We start from the raw sequence: 16,594 nt of genomic DNA on the forward strand, positions 1-16,594 counted from the left end.
CGCTCCCTTCCTCGCTTCGAGGAAGGGAGCGCGGTGCGCTAAAAGCTGGCCGGAAGGATTCGGGCCGTCACGCTCTTTAGGTACCGCGTTTCCGGAATTGCCGGGTGAATGGGGTGGTCCGGCCCTTGGTGGCCGATTTCGATTAGCTGTGCGCTGCGGTCGAGATGGCGGGCGCTTGAGAGAACCGCCTGTATCAGATCCTTTTCGCCGAGGTGAGCCGAGCAGGATGCCGATACCAGTATGCCGTCTTTGTTGAGAAGTTGGATGGCGAGCTGGTTGAGTTGGTGATAAGCACGTAGGCCGGCTTTGAAGTCGCGCCGCCGTTTGATAAAAGCCGGAGGGTCGACGACGACAACGTCGAAGCGTTCGCGCGCTTCGCGCAGCTCCTTAAGTGCGGCGAAGGCGTCGCCCTCCACCGTTGCGAAGCGTTCGCTTACCTCGTTTAATTCCGCGTTGCGATGTGCGTAATCTAACGCTTGTTCCGAGCTGTCGATGCACATGGCACTGTCGGCGCCGGCGAGCAGCGCCTGTATGCCCCAGGCGCCGACGTAGCTAAACACGTCTAGCACCCGGGCGCGCGCACGTACTTGGCGAGGGCGGCGCGGTTGGCGCGGTGGTCGAAATACCAGCCGGTTTTTTGGCCGCCGGTGGTGGGGGCAACGAAGCGGCCGCCGTTTTCGTTGACGTTTAACGTTTCGGGGCCTGCGCCGCCTATCCATTCCGCATAGCGTTCAAGCCCCTCCAGCTCACGCATGCTGCTATCGGCACGGATTAAAATGTGGGAGGGCTTTACGACCCGTTGCAGCGCGACCACGAGTTCGTCTTTAACCGCTTCCATGCCGGCGGTGTTGATTTGCACGACGCACAGATTATCGAAACGGTCGATCACCAGCCCCGGCAAGCCGTCGCTTTCGCCGTAGACCAGGCGGTAATAAGGTTCGGGGTAAAGGCGCTCCCGCAGCGCCAGCGCCACCTTGAGTCGGTGAACCAGAAGCGATTCGTTCAGCAGGTGGCGGCTATCGCGGCTTACCAGGCGGGCACAAATCAAAGAGTGCGGATTAGCGTATGCCGAGCCGATCGTTTTGCCGCGGCTGTCGCACAATATCACGGCCTGACCGGGTTGAAGGGGCTTTAGCGGGGTTTTCTCCGTGTCCACTTCGTTGCTGAATACCCACAGATGGCCTCCGCGCAGACGGCGTTCTTCGCCTCGTTTTAGCTGGAGGTGGGGTATTGGGTCGTGCATTTGTCTCATCTCCCGAATCGTAATATTCCGCGATAGTGGCGCTTGGGCTACAATCAATCGTTTATCGAACTCTTGATTGTACCTGAATGAGCCTGGCGGGGGCGCCGCCTGACGAACAGGTCGCGCGAGGCCGCCGGGTATGATCGAGTTGCCTTTCGAGCTGCAAGCGGAGTCTTCTTCAGGTGAGATATTGGATTGTTTTATTAGTCTTGCTGTTTTCGGCACAACCATTGTTTGCCCAGCAAACCAGGTACGTCTCGGACGAGCTGCAAGTCGATCTGCGTTCGGGGCCGACCATGCAGCACCGGATCGTCCGTTTCATCAATGCGGGGACGCCGTTGCAAGTTGTCGAGTCGCAAGGCGATTGGGCTTTTGTACGGTTGAGCACCGGCGACGAAGGCTGGTTGCAGTCCCGCTATGTTGTTAACACGCCAAGCGCTCGCCAGCGCCTTCAGCAGGCCACCAGTCAGCGCGATCAAGCACGCCAGCAGTTAGCCGATCTGCGCCAACAGCTCTCGGGCGAAAGCGATGCGTTGGCGACCGCGCAGGAGCAGATTGCCGAGTTGACCCGCGAGAATGAGCGCCTGACGGAGCAATTAGGCGATGCGGCGCGGGGGCTTGAGCTGTTCGACGAGAACCGCGAGCTGAAGAAAGACATCGTCGATCTGCGGCGGGAGATCCAGGATCGCGATGCCGAGATTAACCGCTTGTCCGATCGGAGTCGCCAGGATTGGTTTGTCGCCGGGGCCGGCGTGTTGGTGGGCGGTATGCTGCTCGGCATCATTCTGCCGCGTATTCGTTGGCGACGCCGTTCCAGTTGGGACCGCCTGTAAGCGAAAGCCAAGCAAATAGTTTTAACATGCCGGCTTTTGCCGGCATGTTTGTTTTGAGAACCTGGTTTTTGGATGATGAGGGCGGATAAGTCCGCGTCTTTTTGAGATTTGCCGGCACGGTTAACGAGGAAAGCCTATGTCCAAGCAGCCGCCAGCGTTGATGCAGATGATCGCCGAGCTGATTGCGATTCCTTCGGTTAGCAGCGTGAGTCCGAAGTTCGACCAGGGGAATCGAGCCGTCGTCGAGCGCTTGGCGGAGTGGTTGGAAGGGCTTGGCTTCGGTTGCGAGATACAGCCGGTGCCCGGCGCTTCCGATAAGGCGAACTTAATCGCTGTATTAGGGCGTGGCGAGGGTGGTTTGGTATTGGCTGGGCACACCGACACCGTCCCCTACGATGAGCAAGGGTGGCGTTCGGACCCTTTCCGGTTGAGCGAGCGGGACGGTCGTTTATATGGGCTCGGTACCAGCGACATGAAAAGCTTCTTAGCGCTGGCGATCGATGCTGTACGAGATCTGCGCGCCGAGGACTTGCAGCAACCGCTAGTCATTCTAGCCACCGCGGATGAAGAAAGCGGTATGACGGGCGCCAAAGCCCTGATCGACGCCGGGCGGCGCTTCGGCCGCCACGCGGTGATCGGGGAGCCGACCGGTTTGCGGCCGCAACGTATGCATAAAGGCGTGATGATGGAGGCAATCCGAGTCGTCGGTCGCTCGGGGCATTCTAGCGATCCTGCGCTGGGCGTTAATGCGCTGGAGGGGATGACGCGCGTATTGAATATGCTGCAAGCGTGGCGCAGCGAGTTGGTCGAGCGTTACCAGGAGCCTGCTTTTGCGGTACCTCAGCCGACGTTGAATCTTGGGCACATACATGGCGGCGATAATCCAAACCGGATTTGTGCCGAGGCCGAGTTGCATATCGATATCCGTCCGTTGCCGGGTATGTCGCTAGAGGAATTGCGAGCCGAACTTCGCCAGCGTTTACAGCAAGCCCTGGGCGACGGGCCGTGGCAGGTGGAGTTGCGTTCCTTATTCCCTGGTTTACCGCCGATGCGGACGGCAGCCGACGCCGATATCGTGCGGGCTGCCGAGCGCTTGACGGGCAGCGCCGCCGGCGCCGTTGCGTTCGGCACCGAAGCGCCTTTTTTCAACAATTAGGCATGGATACGATTGTGCTTGGGCCGGGCGATATCGAGCAGGCCCATCAGCCCGACGAGTTCTTGCGCGTGGACCGACTAAGGCCTACCGTCGACCTGCTGCGAGCATTGGTGCGGGAGTTTTGTCTGAGGCCCGAAAGTGACGGTGCGCGATAAGAAGCGACTCTTCGATAGCGCGGTTATAACGAATAACGATACGGCAGCGACGACGCCGTTTGAATAAGGGGAATCGTGTTGGATAGTAGCGATTACGTGCGGTGGTTTCGGCAGAGTTCGCCGTATATTAATGCCCACCGCGAACGCACCTTTGTGGTCGCTTTCAGCGGCGAGGCGGTGGCCGCGCCGAGTTTTCCCAACCTCGTGCATGATCTGGCCTTGTTATCCAGCCTGGGCGTGCGCCTGGTCCTGGTGCCGGGCGCGCGTCCGCAGGTCGAGCGCCGTTTGCAGGAGCGCGGGGCCGAAATTCGCTACGTTAATGGCTTGCGCATCACCGACGAAGCGGCACTGGCTTGCGTGAAAGAAGCGGTCGGCAGCGTCCGTGTGGAGATTGAGGCGCTGTTGTCGATGGGCGTGGCGAACTCTCCGATGGCAGGGTTTCGTATGCAGGTGGCGTCCGGTAATTTTGTCGCCGCTCGGCCCTTGGGGGTGCGCGACGGCGTCGATTACGAGCATACCGGCGAAGTCCGTCGCGTCGATGAGCAGGCGATTCGCGAACGCTTGGACAGCGGGGCTGTGGTGTTGGTATCGCCATTAGGCTATTCGCCTACCGGCGAGGTATTTAATCTTTACGCGGAAGATGTTGCTTTCGCCGTCGCGCGCGAATTGAACGCCGACAAGCTTTTGTTCCTGCTAGAAAGAGAGCCGCTGAAAGACGATCGCGGCGAGCCTTGGCGGGAGTTGACCGTGGCGGAGGCGGAAGCGCAGTTGGCGCGACTGCGGGATGCGCTACCCGCGGAGCTTGGGCGTTTATGGCAAGGTGCGATCGATGCGTGTAGGGGCGGCGTGCCGCGGGTGCACCTCCTCGACGGCAGGCAAGACGGCGCCTTGTTGTTGGAGCTGTTTACTCGCGACGGCGTAGGTACTTTGCTTACTGCCAACCCGTTCGAAACCACTCGGCGAGCGACCTTGGACGATGTCGGCGGGGTGCTGGAGCTGATTCGGCCGTTAGAGCAAGATGGCGTATTAGTGCGCCGCTCCCGGGAGCTGCTGGAAACCGAGATCGAGCACTTCACCGTGCTCGAGCGCGACGGAATGATCGTTGCCTGTGCCGCCCTTTATCCGCACCGGGCGGAGATGATGGGGGAGGTGGCTTGCGTGGCCGTGCACCCGGATTATCAGCGCCACGGCCGCGCCGAGTTACTGCTTAAACAGGTCGAGCGGCAGGCGCGTAGCCAGGGCTTGGCGCAAGTATTCGTGTTAACGACGCGGACCGCGCACTGGTTCCAAGAGCGGGGCTACAGCACGACGGGCTTGGATCAATTACCCGTCGCCCGCCGCGAGCTGTATAACTACAAGCGTAATTCGAAAGCTTTTCTCAAGAACCTGTAGCGTCGTCTTCAGGTTCCTGCGGGCGATCCTCGGCGGTCGTCGGCTTGCGGGCTCCGATGGCAGCCAATTGTGTCAGCGCCTCTAGTGCCGGGCGGTGTCCTTGTTCGGCTGCCCGGCGAATCCACTCCATGGCTTCGTCCAAGTCCGGTTCGACGCCTTGGCCGTTGAAGTACATATAGCCAAGCGCGTACTGCGCGTCCGGGTTGCCCTCCTGCGCCTCGGCGCGCATCAAAGGCAAGGCGCGCTCGTAATCGGCGGCCAGCCAAGCATTGCGGGCTTCATCGAATTGTGGCGACGTTCGATCGCCAAAACTTGCGCAACCGCTGGCTAGGGCCGCCGTTGCTATGACGGCTATAAGTAGCGTGCGCTTGAATTTGCGTAACAACACAAAGCCTCCTGCTTATGCGGAATGGGTTTCTCGCTTGCGGGCCAAGGTAAGCCCGTCGGCGATCGGCACCATGCTTAAATCGACCCGTGCATCGTCTTTTAAGCGGGCGTTAAAGTCGCGAATAGCCCGTGTTCCCGGCTTTTGGTCCTCAGGATCGGCCACTTGCCCCGACCATAGCACGTTGTCTATGGCTATCAGGCCGCCGGGTCGCAGCAGCTTCAGGGCGTAATCATAGTACGTAGTGTAGTTCTGTTTGTCCGCATCGATGAACACAAAATCGAAACTATCCGCCTCTCCTTGTACAAGCAGCTTGTCCAGCGTCTCGGTGGCCGGCGCGAGACGCAGGTCGATGCGGTCGCGAACGCCGGCTTCCTGCCAATAGCGTTGGGCGATAGCGGTCCATTCTTCGCTGGTATCGCAGGCGATAAGGCGGCCGTTGCTGGGCATGGCGAGCACGGTGCACAACGCGCTGTAACCCGTAAACGAGCCGATCTCCAAAGCCTTGCGGGCGCCGATGAGGCGTACCAGCAGCGCCATGAACTGGCCCTGTTCCGGGGCGATCTGCATTCGCGCTTGCGGCAGCGTCGCCGTTTCGGCTCGAAGCCGGGCCAATAATTCCGGCTCGCGCAGCGAATGAGCCAGTAGATACTCTTGTACTTCCGGTGCTAATTGTAAGGTTTTGTTCGTCATCGTATTCACTGCTCTGAGTCGGATGATGAAGGTGTGACTGTGCCGGCAGAAATTGGTGCTATGTTAGGGCATACTAGCCATCCGTAACAGGGGGGATTGGACTGCATTTTCAGCCTGCATTAGCGGTGTGAAAAGGGCTATTCGCTTTTCGCTCCGTACATTTGCCGAATTGATGCGGTTCAGTCGCCAGCGTACCAATATCGGAACATCTTACGCTTCCTTTACCTCTTCATTGACGTTGCGGGCTTATCAATGTGTGTGGGGCACAGCGCTCTGTGCGGAAGGGTAAAGAGGCGTTCGTTGGTTCGTTAAATATGGTGAATCCCTGCGGCGGTAATCGGAACCGTTGAATCGTAACCGAATGACAACAAATTTACTTCGCCGAAGCATACCAAAAACTTAGGGGGCCGGGTGGCTGCCGGGGCTTTTATTAACGTTCTTCAGATCACGGACATGCACCTTTACGAGGGAGCTGGGCATGCGTTGGCGGGCGTCGACACCCAGCTTACTTACGAGGAAGTGCTGGCGAAGTTGTTGGAGGATCAGGCCTGGCCGGCAGACCTGATTTTAGCTACCGGCGACCTAAGCCAAGACGGCTCGTTTGCCGCGTACGATCGTTTTAAGGCACGTTTCGAAATGTTCGGCGTGCCGACATTGGTCATACCGGGTAATCACGACGATACTGCGGTTATGCGAGACGTGTTTCGCAGCGGCTTGGTGAGCTGGCGTCGAAATTATCTGCTCGGCGATTGGCAGTTTATTATGCTGGATTCGACGATTGCAGGTAGCCCTGGAGGCCATCTAGCCGAACGCGAGCTGGTCGCTTTGGAAGAGTGTTTGGCTGCGCATCCCGAGCATCATGCCGTTGTGTGTCTGCATCATCACCCGGTGTCGGTAGCTTGCCGCTGGATCGATCCTATCGGCGTAGATAATGCCGAGGCTTTTTTCGCTGTGCTGGACCGCTTTCCTCACGTGAGAGCCGTCGTCTGGGGGCATATTCACCAGGATTTTGCATCCGAAAGAAAAGGCGTGCATTTATTGGCCAGCCCTTCCACGTGTATTCAGTTTAAGCCGCGGCAACAGGACTTTGCGCTTGACGATGTGCCGCCGGGTTATCGGTGGTTGCGTCTGTATGCCGACGGCCGTATGGAAACCGCGGTAGAACGCCTTGCCGGACTTCCCTCTAGCATAGACTTGCAATGTAGCGGCTATTAAGGGCTACCGTTCAAGCGATCGTTGTTGCTTGCTTGGCCCGTCAATGGCCGCCCCCTTCCTTAGGCGTCGCTGTCCCCTTCTCGGTCCGTAGAGGGTGGGTGTATAAGTTCGCCCTTTTTTCTGGTGTTTTTCTTGTGACGGTTGGTTATCCTAGTCACGCTGCCTGTAATAGTCCAACAGGGCTAATGAGCTGGTTTTGCTAGAAAAATCAGACGATACTGTGGGGCGGGCGGATCGTTTGGCCGAACGTCCGGCGTGCCAGGGGGCGTGTCGGCGCTTTCTCAGGTTTTGTGAATTCTCTTTGTGTGCAAGTCTGCGGCACGAATGCTGAGGTTTTGTCGCGTTTTAGTCCGGAAGGCTAGCAGTAAGAGGGCGGGGGTTATGGCGGTAGCAAAAGGCCTTGGGGCGCGGGAAGGTGTCCACAGTATGGACGTGATCAAACTCCGGCGTGAGCTGGATGCTCTGCGCCAGCAATTGGAGGATGAGCGCGCGTACTGGAACGGCCGCTTAGACACGGCCCGTCAACAGGCGAAGCAAGACCAGCTACGGCAAGAGGCCGAAGCTTCGGCGCAGCGACGGCGGGCCGATGAGAAAATTGCCGAGCTGATGCGCGAGCTGGAGAGCGCGCGTTCGGAAGCCGAACGGGTGAGGCGCAAATATCAGGAAGCCGGTCGGCACTTAAAGCGGCTGGAAGAGGCCGGGCGGGAGAAAACCCGCAGCGAGGTCGACCGTGTGCTCGCGGCTGCCAAATCCTCCTGGCGGATGGCTGAGGAGGAGCTTGCGCGTACCGAGGAGGAACTCAATAAAAGTCGTCGTCTGTTGGCGTCTGAGCGCGAGCGGAATTTGCGGCTGACAGAGACTGTCAGCCAATTGCGGCGGGAGTTGCAGGCCCAGCGGCCCGCGTCCTCGCCGCGCTCAACTCGCTCAGGGGTGCAAGAGGCGGGCACCGCTGTCGCGAAAAAGCCGGAAACGTCTGTAGGTAACAGGTCGGGTAAAGATCGCAGTGTCGGTCTGCTCGATAGTAGTCCGCCTTCTTTGCATGCGGCTCAGATCGAAGGCCAGTTATCGGACGAGTTTCTGTTATTGGAGGGCGATAGTTCTTTCGGTTTGGGGGCTGTGGCCGCTACCCAAGCGTCGCCGAAGAAGGAAGCCCTGCCTGCCGCACCTAAGGCGGCGGCCGCGATCGCTCCGAAAACTACCGCCGAGCCGAAACTTAGGAAATCTGCACCGGTACGGGACGAATTGCCCGTCTTGAAAGCGCCGGTGCGGGAAAGGCCCGTTAAGGCGCAGTCGGGCCGTTTTAAGCGGTCGCTTCTCATCGCGGTAGGTGCGGTAGTGGCTGCGGTGGCTCTATCGACGGTGGCGCTGGTTATCTTATAGCGGCTGTTTTGTCGCTTCCGGCTCTTTGCTAGCGCGGCCCGCCCTGGCTAGTCGTTAGTCGCCTAGGGGCGGGCCGCGCCCAGCCGGAAAGACGCTCCGTCTCGCCGCGCCCTAAATTTCGATCATTTCGAAGTCTTCTTTTCCTGCGTCGCACTCTGGGCAAACGAAATTGGCCGGGATGTCTTCCCAGCGGGTGCCTGGTGCGATGCCTTCCTCCGGCAACCCCTGTTCCTCCTCGTAAATCCAACCGCAGATGACGCACATGTAAGACTTATATTCCATTATCTTCACCGCTTCATTTGACGCTGTCGCGACCGTATAGTGGGGCAACTTTACCGACTCAAGGGGAGTCGGGAAAGGGATGCTATGCAACGGGGAGCGTAATGGCAAACACGATTCGCCGGTCTACCATCGCCGGTTTGTACGTTTTGACTGACGCCGCGGTGGGCGATCACCGTGCTTTGGCCGCCTTTGTCGAGGCCGTTATCGGAGGCGGTGCGCAGCTTATCCAGTATCGGGATAAGGGCGACGACCGTACTCGGCGTCAACGTGAGGCAAAGGCCATTCTTGCCGTGTGCCGCTCTCACGGGGTGCCGCTTTTGATTAACGACGACGTCGAGTTGGCGGCTGTCGTGGGCGCCGATGGTGTGCATGTGGGTAAGGGCGATGCCTCGTTAGCGCAAGCCCGCACGCTGTTAGGGCCTGAAGCCATCGTCGGCGTTTCCTGCTATGACTCCTTGGCGCGGGCTCAAGAAGCGGCGGCTGGGGGGCCGACTATGTTGCGTTCGGGAGTTTCTTCCCTTCCCAGGTAAAGCCGTACGCGCCGAAGCCCCCGCCGGAACTGTTGACAGAGGCTAGGCGGCACCTTGCATTGCCCCTGGTCGCCATCGGCGGGATTAACGCCGATAACGCCGCCCTTTTGATAGAGGCCGGCGCCGATGCGGTGGCTGTCATCAGTGCCGTCTGCAGCGCGCGCGAGAGCGCTGCGGCGGCGAGGATGATCGCGCAGGCGGTGGCGGGCGCGAACAAGGCACGGCCTTGATACAATGTTCGGCGAGTAAATTGTCAAGAGAAGGACACGGGTTGGTCATGACAGTATCACAGCGATTATTTGAACAGGCTCAGTTCTCCATTGCCGGCGGAGTGAATTCGCCGGTAAGAGCGTTTGGTTCGGTAGGCGGCAGCCCGGTGTTCTTCGAACGTGGCGAAGGCCCTTACCTGTACGATGCCGACGGACGGCGCTATATCGATTACGTCAACACCTGGGGGCCGGCTGTGCTGGGGCATGCACGGCAGGAAGTCGTCGAGGCGGTTCAGCAGGCTGCTGCCAAGGGGTTAAGCTTCGGCGCCCCGACGGAGATCGAAATCCGTATGGCCGAACTGCTGAAGGAGCTTGTTCCCTCGCTTGAACTGGTTCGGATGGTTAATTCCGGGACGGAAGCGACAATGAGCGCATTGCGCGTCGCTCGGGGCTATACCGGCCGCGACAAAATACTGAAATTCGAAGGCTGTTATCACGGTCATGCCGATCCGTTGTTGGTGAAGGCGGGTTCCGGCGCATTGACGCTCGGGGTGCCGAGTTCCGCCGGTGTTCCGGCAGCGGCAACGGCTGATACGCTCACCGCTGTTTACAACGATTTAGATTCGGTACGCGAGGCGTTTAACGAGCTGGGCGATCAAATTGCTGCGGTTATCGTCGAGCCGGTCGCCGGTAATATGAATTGCATTCCACCGGCGCCGGGTTTTCTCGAAGGTTTGCGCGCGTTGTGTGATCAGTATGGTAGCGTGTTGATCTTTGACGAGGTGATGAGCGGTTTTCGGGCTGCTTTGGGAGGCGCCCAGGCTCGCTACAACGTCAAGCCCGACTTGACGTGCTTGGGTAAAGTTGTCGGCGGCGGCATGCCGGTCGGTGCTTTCGGAGGGCGGCGGGAGATTATGGAGCAGCTCGCGCCTTTAGGCCCGGTGTACCAGGCCGGCACCTTGTCGGGAAATCCGCTCGCGATGGCTGCCGGATTGACCACGCTACAGTTACTATCCGAGCCGGGTGTTTTCGAAGCTTTGGAGAGTCGTACCCATAAGCTGGCCGAAGGCTTGCGGATGGCGGCGGCCAAGGCGGGTGTTTCGGTGGTGGTGAACGAAGTCGGTAGCATGTTCGGTTTGTTCTTCACCAACGAAGTTACCGTTAGCAGTTATCGGCAGGTCGTTGCCAGCGATACCGATGCCTTCAAGCGTTTTTTCCACGCCATGCTGGAAGCCGGCGTTTACCTCGCGCCGTCGGCTTTCGAGGCCGGGTTCGTATCGACCGCTCACGATGCCGAAGCCATTGACTATACCTTGGCGGCAGCCGAGAAGGCTTTTTCGGCGCTGAATGGCTGAGCTTCTATTCGCGATGGATCAAGCGCTCGACCTGCTCCAAGCGTTGGAGCGGGTCGTCCAGCTCTAGCAGCGTTTGTTTCGCCTCCAGCGGGAACGGAAGTATTTCGGCCAGTCGGTAGCCGACCCAGACCGCATCTTCATAGCGAGCTTGAACGAGCGAGTAAGGCTCGCCTAATTGTTCCAGGATCCGCTTAAGTAAGCCCACTAAGGACTGATGCTGGGCGGGCAGAGCAACGGTTTCCGGCTCGGCGAGCGTTTCCACCTCGGCAACGGCTAACTGCGAAGGTTTGATTTCCCGGCGTAATATGCGAAAGCGGCGCGTTCCAAGGATGGTGATGCCAAGCAAACCGTCGTCGCGCTTTTCCCAATCGACGATACGGGCGAGGGTGCCGATCGCTTGCGGAGTGGCTGCTTGCCCGACTTCTTCCCCCTCTCGGATCAAGCATACGCCGAATTCGCTATCCTGTCGTAGACAGTTGCTGACCATTTCCAGGTAACGCTGCTCGAAGACCCGCAACTTTAGCGGCCCGCCGGGAAACAGTACGGTATTAAGAGGGAATAGCGGTATCTGCATTAAGCAGACGGCTCCTCGTCTGGGTGCCCCCAGCGGGGCAGCAGTGAATGGGGTACTTCTAAGTGATCCAGAATGCGGGCGACCACGAAATCAACCAAGTCCTCCACCCGTTGAGGGCGGTGATAAAAGCCGGGGTTAGGCGGCAAAATGACAGCGCCCAGGCGGGCGAGGCGGAGCATATTCTCCAAATGAATCTCGGAGAAGGGCGACTCGCGAGGCACCAATATCAGTTGCCCGCGCTCCTTGAGTACCACATCGGCAGCCCGCTCGATCAGATTGTCGCTGCTCCCCATGGCGATCGCGGCTAAGCTGCCCGTTGTGCAAGGACAGACCACCATCCTGCGGGGGGCGCCGGAACCGGAGGCGACGGACGCTGTCCATTCCGCTCCCCCAAAAACCTGTAATTGCGATTCGCAAGCACCAAACTGCGTGGCGAGTGCGCGCGCGGCTTCTTTGTTGCGGGCAGGTAAGCGCAGGTCGGTTTCCATCTTTATCACAACGCGAGCGGCATCGGATATGAGGAGCTTGACCGGGCGGCCTGCGCCGAGCAGGCACTCTAGCAGTCGAATACCATATTGGGCACCGGATGCGCCGGTCCAGGCAAGAGTGACAGGCAGCTGCGCGGCGTTCATGAGCTGACCTCTGCCGGGGTCGATTGTGCCAGTTGCTCCAGTAAGCGCTCATGAATACCGCCGAAGGCGCCGTTGCTCATCACAAGCACGCTGTCCCCAGGCCGGGCCGTCTTGGCAATCGCCCCAATCAGTTCTTCCAAATCGGCGCTTACGATCGCACTGCCTTTCAGGTCGGAAACCGAATCGGCGATTTGCCAGTCCACGCCCGGAGCTTGAAAGAGAAAGCTACGATCCGCGCCGACCAAGGCGTGGCTTAAAGTGTCCTTATGCACCCCAAGCCGCATCGTGTTCGAGCGCGGCTCCAATACGGCCAATATGCGGCCGCTAGGTTCGCGCGCCCTCAACGCCGTAACGGTGGCGCTGATAGCCGTCGGGTGATGGGCGAAGTCATCGAACACCTTAACGCCCGCGGCTTCGCCGCGAAGTTCCAGCCGACGTTTAACGCCGCGGAATTCGCGTAACGCTTCGATACCAACCGCGACAGGCACGCCAACATGGCGGGCAGCCAAGAGTGCCGCAAGAGCGTTATGCGCATTGTGCATGCCGGCTTGGCTCCACTCCACGCGGCCCTGCTCCCGGCCTTCGCCAAGAATGGTGAAGGCACAGCCATCGTCGCTTAACTCGGTAATTCGCCAATCGTTATCAACGCCTGTACCGAAACGTTGCACCGGGGTCCAGGCGCCTTGCGCTAATGCAGCGTCGATATTGCTCTCGTCGCCGTTGGCGATGATTTGGCCGCTTCCGGGGACGGTTCTGACCAAGTGATGAAATTGGCGCTGTATGGCGGCGAGATCGGGGAAGATATCGGCGTGATCAAACTCGAGATTGTTAATGACTAACGTCCGCGGGCGAAAATGGACGAATTTTGAGCGCTTATCGAAGAAGGCGCAGTCGTATTCGTCGGCTTCGATGACAAAGAAGTCGCTGCCGCCGAGCCTTGCCGAGCGTCCAAAGTTACTCGGGACACCGCCGATTAAAAAGCCCGGCTGCATGCCGGCGTACTCTAAAATCCAGGCCAGAATACTTGCGGTGGTTGTTTTCCCGTGCGTGCCGCTGACCGCTAGCACCCACTTGTCCCGCAGTAGCTCTTCGGCTAACCATTGCGGCCCCGAGCGATAGTCGAGGCCGCGGTCGAGAACGGCTTCGACCGCCGGTATGCCTCGGCGCAAAGCGTTGCCGACGATTACGCAATCGGGAGAGGGAGTTAACGGTTCCGGCCCGTAACCCTCATGCAAGTCCACGCCATGCTCGGCTAGCATGGTGCTCATGGGAGGGTAAATGCCTTGATCCGAGCCGGTCACCGTGTGGCCGGCCTCGCGGGCTATTAGCGCAAGGCCACCCATAAACGTGCCGCAGATGCCTAAGATGTGAACGTGCATAATAAAAGCGTCCTAACTCGGTCTTCGTTGCGCGAACTGCGGGGCGATAAGCGCGCTAACCCCGACAGGCAGTTGGCCACATTTTCCACTTTTTTTGCGAAACTTCAGTGCGTGCTAGCGCATTTCGATGCGTGCCGGTGAGTCTTTTATCCTATTGCATCCTCTTTAGGTGGCGCTATCTTAACTTAGGAAAGCATCGGAAGCGGCTTGGTAAACACTGAAATAACGCTCATGGAAGCTTTTTCTTGCGCTGCTTCTGCCTCAGGTTAAGAAGCGCTGAACAAGGACGGGGCGCCTCTGGGCGAAGTGCTGCGGCGCCATCGTGTGGCTCGTTGTCCTCATGCGATTCTCAACAGCCCATTCGCGCTCCGCAAGAGGGCGGTTTGAAGAAAGCTTGCCGGAATCCGGTTGACTGGTAGAAGGAGGTGGGGATGCAGATCGAGCGATTGCTTGCCGGAAAAATTCGTAAGGGCTCGTTGCTGTTGAGCTTCCCTGACGGTCGGCAGCGCCAGTTCGGCGATGGCGAGCCACAGGCCGAATGGCGTTTCCACGATCCCAAAGCGCTTGCCAAAATTGCTGCCGATCCTGAATTTATGCTGGGCCAGACTTATATGGATGGGGCCTGGGACGCCGGCGAGCAGGGCTTGCTGCCGCTGCTAAAGGTTCTTATGCAAAACTTTCCCGCCGCTGGTGATGCCAAAGCTCGCGCTTGGTGGCAGCTATTGCTGAAACCGATTCAGCAATGGAACCGTCTTGCCGCCAGCCGACGTAACGTTGCGCGGCATTATGACTTAGACGAGTCTTTGTTTCGCCATTTTCTCGACCGGGACATGCAGTATTCCTGCGCTTATTTTCGCTCTGCCGCTATGGAGCTAGAAGCGGCGCAGCAGGCAAAGTGCGAGCATATCCGGCGAAAACTGCTGTTATCGCACGATATGAAAGTATTGGATATCGGTTGCGGATGGGGCGGCTTGGCAATTTTCCTCGCGCGTGAGGCGGGCGTGCGTGTAACCGGCTTGACGCTTTCTCGCGAGCAGTATCGCGTCGCCAGCGAGCGCGTACAGCGCGCGGGGCTGGAAGGGCAGGTGGAAATCCGCTTGGAAGACTATCGCGAGCACAGCGGGCGGTACGACCGGATTGTTAGCGTCGGGATGTTCGAGCATGTGGGAGCGCCGTATTTCCGCACCTATTTCGATCATGTATACGGGCTAATGCGTAGCGATGGCGTGGCGTTGATCCACACCATCGGCCGAACCAGCCCGCCGACCACAACTAACCCTTGGATTCGACGCTACATTTTTCCAGGCGGCTATATCCCTGCCATGTCCGAAGCGATGGAGGCGGTCGAAAAGAGCGGATTGATAACGGCGGATATTGAGGTGCTTCGGCTGCATTATGCGCGTACACTTGCCGCCTGGCAGCAACGCTTTCAGCTTGTTCGGGATCGGATTGCGATGGAAAAAGGCGAACGTTTCTGTCGCATGTGGGAATTCTACTTAGCCAGTTCGGAAGCCTCTTTTCGCTGGCGCGACCTAGTGGTCTTTCAGCTTCAATTAAGTAACGCGCTGACGGCTGTCCCAACGACTCGCGATTATCTCTACCGGCCGCTTCGTGGCGATGCGGATGGCGGTAGCGTTGTCTCGACAATGCGGGTTGTTTAAGAAGCAAGGTGTGAGCGGCGAGCCTTTCTGGTGGTTGTGTGGCCGACGGATGGCCTGGTGCAAGCGCTTTTTGTAGAAGTTCTCGATTAGCTGTGTCATCCGACCCCCTATTTCCGCTATCCTTGCACGCCGTTGGCAGCATCGGCTTAGGGTACTACTCTTTATGGCAACTAAAAACGCATTCTATGCACAGTCGGGTGGCGTGACCGCCGTTATCAACGCAAGCGCCTGCGGGCTGATCGAGGCCGCGCGCGAACACAAGGACGTTATCGGAACCGTATACGCCGGCCGTAACGGCATCATCGGCGCTTTACAGGAAGAGTTGATCGATACCTCCCATGCATCCGATGCAGCGATTGCGGCTCTGCGGCATACCCCGGCCGGTGCTTTCGGCTCCTGCCGATACAAATTGAAGGGGTTGGAAGAAAACAAGGCTCAGTACGAACGGCTGATCGAGGTGTTCGAGGCGCACAATATCGGTTATTTCTTCTATAACGGTGGCGGCGACTCCCAGGATACCGCGCATAAGGTTTCCCAGCTTGGCGAGAAGATGGGGTACCCCATTACCTGTATCGGTATACCCAAGACTGTCGATAACGACCTGCCGATTACCGACTGCTGTCCTGGTTTTGGCTCTGTCGCCAAATATGTGGCCGTCTCGACGCGCGAAGCGGGGCTTGATGTCGCATCGATGGCGGAAACCTCCACGAAGGTCTTCGTTTTGGAAGTCATGGGACGCCATGCGGGTTGGATTGCGGCCGCAGCCGGGTTGGCGAGCGAACAGGCGGGCGACCCGCCGCACATTATTTTATTACCCGAAGTGCCTTTGGACGAGCAGCGCTTTCTCGCTCAGGTCAAAGAATGCGTTCAGACCTACGGCTATTGTGTCGTTGTCGTCTCCGAGGGGGTTCGTAACCAGCAAGGGCAATTCTTGTCCGACCTCGGCTGCGTCGATGCTTTCGGGCATAAACAGTTGGGCGGTGTGGCTCAAGTCATCGCGCAGAAGGTTAAAGACGCGCATGGCTACAAGTACCATTATGCGATCGCCGATTACCTGCAACGCTCCGCGCGCCATATAGCGTCGAAGACGGACGTCGATCAAGCCTACGCATTGGGGCGTGCAGCGCTAAAATTGGCGCTGGAAGGGCGAAACGCAGTCATGCCCACCATCGTTCGCACCTCCGATGAGCCTTATCGGTGGGAGATTGGCGTTGCCGACCTCGGCGATGTCGCCAATATCGAGCGCAAGCTTCCGGCCGAGTATATTCGCCCGGATGGTATGGGGATTACCGAGGCTTGTCGGCGTTATTTGCAGCCTTTGATTCAAGGGGAAGACTACCCGCCTTACCGAAACGGATTGCCGGAGTACGTGCGGTTGGAAGGCCATATGGCCGCAAAGAAGCTGGCGCCGTTCCCTATGAAATAAAGCTCGGGCGCTTATCGCTAGCGGGGCGGAATGCATCCGGCTCTCGTAAGTCGTGATTTTGCTTTATAATCCGCCCCGCCATCCGGTTTGCCTA

At 58.7% G+C, this 16,594-nt stretch carries 17 protein-coding genes and 1 pseudogene; 10 read left to right on the plus strand and 8 right to left on the minus strand.

Annotated features, from left to right (window positions below; all coding sequences use genetic code 11):
- Nucleotides 1–38 precede the first annotated feature (38 nt).
- A complete protein-coding gene (locus CAI21_RS26220) occupies nt 39–629 on the minus strand; it encodes a class I SAM-dependent rRNA methyltransferase (protein ID WP_472974022.1) in 591 nt (196 codons plus the stop codon).
- On the minus strand, nt 563–1,243 hold the full coding sequence (locus CAI21_RS26225; RefSeq protein ID WP_472974020.1) for a class I SAM-dependent rRNA methyltransferase: 681 nt from the start codon (nt 1,241–1,243) through the stop codon (nt 563–565). The genes CAI21_RS26220 and CAI21_RS26225 overlap by 67 nt, the downstream gene beginning before the upstream one ends.
- 182 nt (nt 1,244–1,425) lie before the next feature.
- On the opposite strand from CAI21_RS26225, the gene CAI21_RS02175 reads away from it, so the two are divergent.
- The 4 genes from CAI21_RS02175 (at nt 1,426) to argA (ending at nt 4,779) form a co-directional block, all read left to right on the plus strand.
- Nucleotides 1,426–2,076, plus strand: a complete 651-nt coding sequence (locus CAI21_RS02175; RefSeq protein ID WP_116300756.1) for a TIGR04211 family SH3 domain-containing protein — start codon at nt 1,426–1,428, stop codon at nt 2,074–2,076.
- 136 nt (nt 2,077–2,212) lie between these two features.
- On the plus strand, nt 2,213–3,232 hold the full coding sequence (gene argE, locus CAI21_RS02180) for an acetylornithine deacetylase (protein WP_309544614.1): 1,020 nt from the start codon (nt 2,213–2,215) through the stop codon (nt 3,230–3,232).
- Between the two features lie 2 nt (nt 3,233–3,234).
- The gene (locus CAI21_RS25465) at nt 3,235–3,387 is read left to right on the plus strand and encodes a hypothetical protein (protein WP_309544613.1); all 153 of its coding nucleotides are present in this window, start codon (nt 3,235–3,237) and stop codon (nt 3,385–3,387) included.
- Nucleotides 3,388–3,459: 72 nt separating this feature from the next.
- A complete protein-coding gene (gene argA, locus CAI21_RS02185; protein WP_116300757.1) occupies nt 3,460–4,779 on the plus strand; it encodes an amino-acid N-acetyltransferase in 1,320 nt (439 codons plus the stop codon).
- Here argA and CAI21_RS24545 read toward each other — a convergent pair.
- Both CAI21_RS24545 and CAI21_RS02195 read right to left on the minus strand, forming a co-directional pair.
- Nucleotides 4,766–5,167, minus strand: coding sequence for a tetratricopeptide repeat protein (locus CAI21_RS24545; RefSeq protein ID WP_258867905.1), 402 nt, complete (start codon nt 5,165–5,167; stop codon nt 4,766–4,768). The two genes, argA and CAI21_RS24545, sit on opposite strands and share 14 nt — an antisense overlap.
- A 12-nt stretch (nt 5,168–5,179) precedes the next feature.
- The gene (locus tag CAI21_RS02195; RefSeq protein WP_116300758.1) at nt 5,180–5,857 is read right to left on the minus strand and encodes an O-methyltransferase; all 678 of its coding nucleotides are present in this window, start codon (nt 5,855–5,857) and stop codon (nt 5,180–5,182) included.
- A gap of 411 nt (nt 5,858–6,268) precedes the next feature.
- Between CAI21_RS02195 and cpdA the strand changes: the two genes are divergently transcribed.
- On the plus strand, nt 6,269–7,072 hold the full coding sequence (gene cpdA, locus CAI21_RS02200; RefSeq protein WP_220347724.1) for a 3',5'-cyclic-AMP phosphodiesterase: 804 nt from the start codon (nt 6,269–6,271) through the stop codon (nt 7,070–7,072).
- 381 nt (nt 7,073–7,453) lie between these two features.
- Complete coding sequence (locus CAI21_RS02205) at nt 7,454–8,452, plus strand: hypothetical protein (protein ID WP_116300759.1); 999 nt, start codon at nt 7,454–7,456, stop codon at nt 8,450–8,452.
- Nucleotides 8,453–8,563: 111 nt separating this feature from the next.
- Here the strand turns inward: CAI21_RS02205 and CAI21_RS02210 are convergent, their stop codons facing one another.
- Complete coding sequence (locus CAI21_RS02210) at nt 8,564–8,734, minus strand: rubredoxin (protein ID WP_116300760.1); 171 nt, start codon at nt 8,732–8,734, stop codon at nt 8,564–8,566.
- 101 nt (nt 8,735–8,835) lie between these two features.
- On the opposite strand from CAI21_RS02210, the pseudogene thiE reads away from it, so the two are divergent.
- A pseudogene (thiE, locus tag CAI21_RS02215) lies at nt 8,836–9,494 on the plus strand (thiamine phosphate synthase).
- 41 nt (nt 9,495–9,535) lie between these two features.
- Entirely contained in the window at nt 9,536–10,828 is a 1,293-nt protein-coding gene (gene hemL / locus CAI21_RS02220; protein WP_404840845.1) for a glutamate-1-semialdehyde 2,1-aminomutase, read from the plus strand.
- A 4-nt stretch (nt 10,829–10,832) separates the two neighbouring features.
- Here the strand turns inward: hemL and CAI21_RS02225 are convergent, their stop codons facing one another.
- The 3 genes from CAI21_RS02225 to mpl are packed head-to-tail and all read right to left on the minus strand — an operon-like array spanning nt 10,833 to nt 13,413.
- Nucleotides 10,833–11,402 carry an LON peptidase substrate-binding domain-containing protein gene (locus tag CAI21_RS02225; RefSeq protein ID WP_116300762.1) on the minus strand — a complete coding sequence of 190 codons (570 nt, stop codon included), beginning with the start codon at nt 11,400–11,402 and terminating at the stop codon, nt 10,833–10,835.
- Nucleotides 11,402–12,034 carry a flavin prenyltransferase UbiX gene (locus CAI21_RS02230; protein WP_116300763.1) on the minus strand — a complete coding sequence of 211 codons (633 nt, stop codon included), beginning with the start codon at nt 12,032–12,034 and terminating at the stop codon, nt 11,402–11,404. Before CAI21_RS02230 ends, CAI21_RS02225 begins: the two co-directional genes overlap by 1 nt.
- Nucleotides 12,031–13,413, minus strand: coding sequence for a UDP-N-acetylmuramate:L-alanyl-gamma-D-glutamyl-meso-diaminopimelate ligase (gene mpl, locus CAI21_RS02235; RefSeq protein ID WP_116300764.1), 1,383 nt, complete (start codon nt 13,411–13,413; stop codon nt 12,031–12,033). The genes CAI21_RS02230 and mpl overlap by 4 nt, the downstream gene beginning before the upstream one ends.
- 431 nt (nt 13,414–13,844) lie before the next feature.
- On the opposite strand from mpl, the gene CAI21_RS02240 reads away from it, so the two are divergent.
- Nucleotides 13,845–15,074, plus strand: a complete 1,230-nt coding sequence (locus tag CAI21_RS02240) for an SAM-dependent methyltransferase (protein ID WP_116300765.1) — start codon at nt 13,845–13,847, stop codon at nt 15,072–15,074.
- Nucleotides 15,075–15,237: 163 nt separating this feature from the next.
- Nucleotides 15,238–16,500, plus strand: coding sequence for a 6-phosphofructokinase (locus CAI21_RS02245; RefSeq protein WP_116300766.1), 1,263 nt, complete (start codon nt 15,238–15,240; stop codon nt 16,498–16,500).
- Nucleotides 16,501–16,594: the final 94 nt, after the last annotated feature.

The sequence above is a fragment of the Alkalilimnicola ehrlichii genome (assembly GCF_003399765.1).
GTDB lineage: Bacteria > Pseudomonadota > Gammaproteobacteria > Nitrococcales > AK92 > AK92.

Excerpts from the sequence above, each read along its gene's own strand:
- CAI21_RS26225 (WP_472974020.1), bottom strand. The coding sequence starts at position 1,243 with ATGCACGACCCAATACCCCACCTCCAGCTAAAACGAGGCGAAGAACGC.
- argE (WP_309544614.1), top strand. The coding sequence starts at position 2,213 with ATGTCCAAGCAGCCGCCAGCGTTGATGCAGATGATCGCCGAGCTGATT.
- CAI21_RS25465 (WP_309544613.1), top strand. The coding sequence starts at position 3,235 with ATGGATACGATTGTGCTTGGGCCGGGCGATATCGAGCAGGCCCATCAG.
- CAI21_RS02195 (WP_116300758.1), bottom strand. The coding sequence starts at position 5,857 with ATGACGAACAAAACCTTACAATTAGCACCGGAAGTACAAGAGTATCTA.
- CAI21_RS02205 (WP_116300759.1), top strand. The coding sequence starts at position 7,454 with ATGGCGGTAGCAAAAGGCCTTGGGGCGCGGGAAGGTGTCCACAGTATG.
- CAI21_RS02210 (WP_116300760.1), bottom strand. The coding sequence starts at position 8,734 with ATGGAATATAAGTCTTACATGTGCGTCATCTGCGGTTGGATTTACGAG.
- CAI21_RS02225 (WP_116300762.1), bottom strand. The coding sequence starts at position 11,402 with ATGCAGATACCGCTATTCCCTCTTAATACCGTACTGTTTCCCGGCGGG.
- CAI21_RS02230 (WP_116300763.1), bottom strand. The coding sequence starts at position 12,034 with ATGAACGCCGCGCAGCTGCCTGTCACTCTTGCCTGGACCGGCGCATCC.
- mpl (WP_116300764.1), bottom strand. The coding sequence starts at position 13,413 with ATGCACGTTCACATCTTAGGCATCTGCGGCACGTTTATGGGTGGCCTT.
- CAI21_RS02240 (WP_116300765.1), top strand. The coding sequence starts at position 13,845 with ATGCAGATCGAGCGATTGCTTGCCGGAAAAATTCGTAAGGGCTCGTTG.
- CAI21_RS02245 (WP_116300766.1), top strand. The coding sequence starts at position 15,238 with ATGGCAACTAAAAACGCATTCTATGCACAGTCGGGTGGCGTGACCGCC.